Annotated in this window: 4 protein-coding genes; all 4 read right to left on the reverse strand. The window is 32.2% G+C overall.

Going from position 1 to position 3,185, the window contains the following annotated elements:
- Positions 1-266: 266 nt before the first annotated feature.
- Positions 267-806: a CDP-diacylglycerol--glycerol-3-phosphate 3-phosphatidyltransferase gene (pgsA, locus tag J6V67_RS06510; RefSeq protein WP_291860461.1), complete on the reverse strand. Its 540-nt coding sequence runs from the start codon at positions 804-806 to the stop codon at positions 267-269.
- A complete protein-coding gene (locus J6V67_RS06515; RefSeq protein WP_291860453.1) occupies positions 806-1,594 on the reverse strand; it encodes an enoyl-ACP reductase in 789 nt (262 codons plus the stop codon). Before J6V67_RS06515 ends, pgsA begins: the two co-directional genes overlap by 1 nt.
- The gene (dapA, locus tag J6V67_RS06520) at positions 1,594-2,487 is read right to left on the reverse strand and encodes a 4-hydroxy-tetrahydrodipicolinate synthase (RefSeq protein WP_291860455.1); all 894 of its coding nucleotides are present in this window, start codon (positions 2,485-2,487) and stop codon (positions 1,594-1,596) included. Before dapA ends, J6V67_RS06515 begins: the two co-directional genes overlap by 1 nt.
- Positions 2,484-3,185, reverse strand: a 702-nt coding sequence (locus J6V67_RS06525; RefSeq protein WP_291860458.1) for an insulinase family protein, incomplete at its 5' end; no start/stop codon positions are given. The genes J6V67_RS06525 and dapA, both read right to left, overlap by 4 nt.

A 3,185-nucleotide genomic window follows, 5' to 3' on the forward strand; every position in this document is an offset into this window, starting at 1 on the left:
ACTAATTTTCCACTTGCATCATGATAGGAAAATGGATTATATGTGCCTTCTGTTGCAATTCTTAATTTATCTTTGTTAGTATTATTAGAAGAACAACCAATCATTAAAAGACTAATGAATAAAAAAGATATTAATTTTTTCATATTTACTCCTCAAATTTATTTAAAATTTTATAATATTATCTAAAATATATAAATAAATTATAAAAATTATATATTTTAGATAAAGGCTATATTATAGTTATTTAAAAAATATATATAGCAAAATTATATATTTTTAATATATTTAATATAGGCGTGTATGTATTCATATCCTGAATATAAGGTAAGAATAACAGAAATCCAAAGTAAAATTTCACCGCCCCACCATTGCATAGCTAAAAATCCAATAGCTACCATCTGCATTATTGTCTTAATCTTACCAGCTATAGATGCACTTATATCTATATTTTCACTAGCCATCACAACTCGAAATCCAGTGATGAAAAATTCCCTAACAAGAATTATATAAACTGCCCATGCATTGGCTCTATCTATCATCATTAAACCTAAAAATGCTGCTAAAATCAACATTTTATCGGCAAGTGGATCTAAGATTGCGCCCAGTTTTGTCTTTTGATTCCAGCTTCTAGCTATATATCCGTCAAAAAAATCTGTAATACTAGCTACTACAAATGTTAAAGCACAAAAGTAATTAAGCCAACTAATCTCTATAGCATCTTCATTGCCCTTAATGCATAAAAGCAAAAAAAACATAAGTGGAGCTAAGAGTATACGAAATATAGCTAGAGAATTTGGTAAATTTATCATTTAAAAGTAGTGCCACCATCTATTATAAATGTATGACCTGTTACCCAGCTAGCTTTTGAACTGCATAGAAATAAACAAGCACCAGCAAGATCAGTTGGTTGCCCCATGCGACCTAAAGGACTTAGTGAAGCTGTAGCATCTCTTACCTCTTCATAATTTGTAAATGCTCTTAGAGCATCAGTTTCTATTGGCCCACCACTTACTACATTTACTCTGATGTTTTTCTCGCCAAGTTCTGTGGCAGCATATCTTGCCATAGCTTCCACTGCAGCTTTAGCAGTGCCATGACCACTGTAGTGTTCTATATAGACTAGATTTCCAGTTGAACTTAGACTAATAATACTACCACCTCCTACTTTTTCCATTCTTTTAGCAGCTTCTTGAGAGCCTACTACAAACGCATTTACGGTGGCTGTAAAGATATTGTTTATTCCACGAGGTTTTAATTTCATAAATTTAGTATATCCGCCAGCTACAGCACGTCCTGAAATGATCGCATTTGATACAAAAAAGTCAATCCTATCAAAATCTTTATCAATTTCTAAAAATAACTCTTTATAAGTTTCAGGTTCAAGAATATTTAGAGGATATGCTCTAGCTTTAATACCAAATTCTTTTTCTAATTCTACGGCTTGATTTTTAGCCATCTCTTCATTTGAATTATAGGTAAATGCAATATTTGCGCCATATTTTGCAAATTCAAGCACAATTGCTCTACCAATTCCTCTTGTTCCCCCACTAATAACTAGGGTTTTGCCTTTAAATTCTTCGTGATAACAGTTCATTAAAATCCTTTTATATCGTAAGTTTTCATTATTGATTCTATGTTTTTAAGATTTTCACTACTTGGAGATACAAGCGGTAATCTATATTCTAAACTATCTATTAATCCAGCAATATACATAGCTGCTTTAATAGGTATTGGATTTGACTCGCAAAATAGAACCTTATTTATATTATACAGTTTATCATTAATCTCTTTTGCTTTTAAAAATTCATTTTGCATAGCATAGTGAGTAAGAGCTGAAGTTTGATCTGGCAAGAGATTTGAAGTAACTGATATAACGCCTTTTCCGCCATTGCTTAAAACTGGATAATTAATAGCATCATCACCACTTAATAAATATATTTTTGGTTCATGAGCGAGTATGTCGACACATCTTTCTATATTTCCGCTTGCTTCTTTAACTCCATAAATATTATCACAATCATTAAATAGTCTTATGATAGTCTCTGGCAAGATATCGCACCCAGTTCTAGAAGGAACATTATATAGCAAGATTGGAATATTTACTGATTTAGATATAGCTTTGTAGTGTTGATATAAACCCTCTTGAGTTGGTTTATTATAGTATGGTGCCACTGATAAAATTCCATCTGCGCCACAATTTTGAGCAAATTCAGCCAGACCGATAGCCTCATGAGTAGCGTTACTTCCAGCGCCAGCTAATACTTTTACACCGCTATCTTTACATGTATTTACAGCGATTTCGATACAAATTCTGTGCTCATCATGTGTTAAAGTAGCGCTTTCCCCAGTAGTTCCTACTGGAACAACTGCATCAATTCCATTTTTTATCTGTCTTTTAATAAGCTTTTCATAGCCATTTTCATCTATTTTTCCATTTTTAAAAGGTGTTACTAGAGCTGTCATAGCTCCATAAATACTCTTTTTCATTTGGTTCCTTTTAATATAATTGTAGTTGATTTATCTTTGTTAAAATACCTATTTGCACACTCTTTTATATCTTGTGCTGTGAGCGAATTTGTTCTGCTTGAGAGCTGCCAAAGTGGCTCTATATCGCCTCTTGCAATGTAGCTACCATATAAGCTAGCTAGCTTGCTAGCGCTACTTAGCGAGTAGATAAAATTACTCTTTAGGCAATTTTTAATTTTAGTTAACTCATCAGAGTCTATATCATTCTTTTTTAGTTTTTTTAAAAGTTGCAAAATCTCTTTTTTAACTTTTTTAGCTTTAACACCTTGATTGCAAATAGCGATAATTATAAATAGATTTTCGTCTATACTATCCATCGGGTAAGCATAAATTTGATTTACTAAATTCAATTTATCAATTAAGACTCGCTCAAATAATGAGCTTTTGCCGCTGCTAAGATATTCGCCAATTGCGCTTAATGCAGTCTGGTCTGGATGATTAAATGGTGGTATTTTATAAGCGATGGCTATCATCTCTACATCGCTTTGTTTGTGAATTATTAAAGACTTTTCTCCGTTTTGTTCAGGCTCTATGCAGTGCACAGAAGGTATTTCGCAGCGATTTTTTATATCTTTAAAATGTTTTTTGCCAAGCTCAAATGCAGTATTCTCGTCAATATCTCCAGTAATCATTAAAAATGCATTTTTTGGCTGGTAAAA

The organism is Campylobacter sp., assembly GCF_017646085.1.
Taxonomy (GTDB): Bacteria; Campylobacterota; Campylobacteria; order Campylobacterales; family Campylobacteraceae; genus Campylobacter.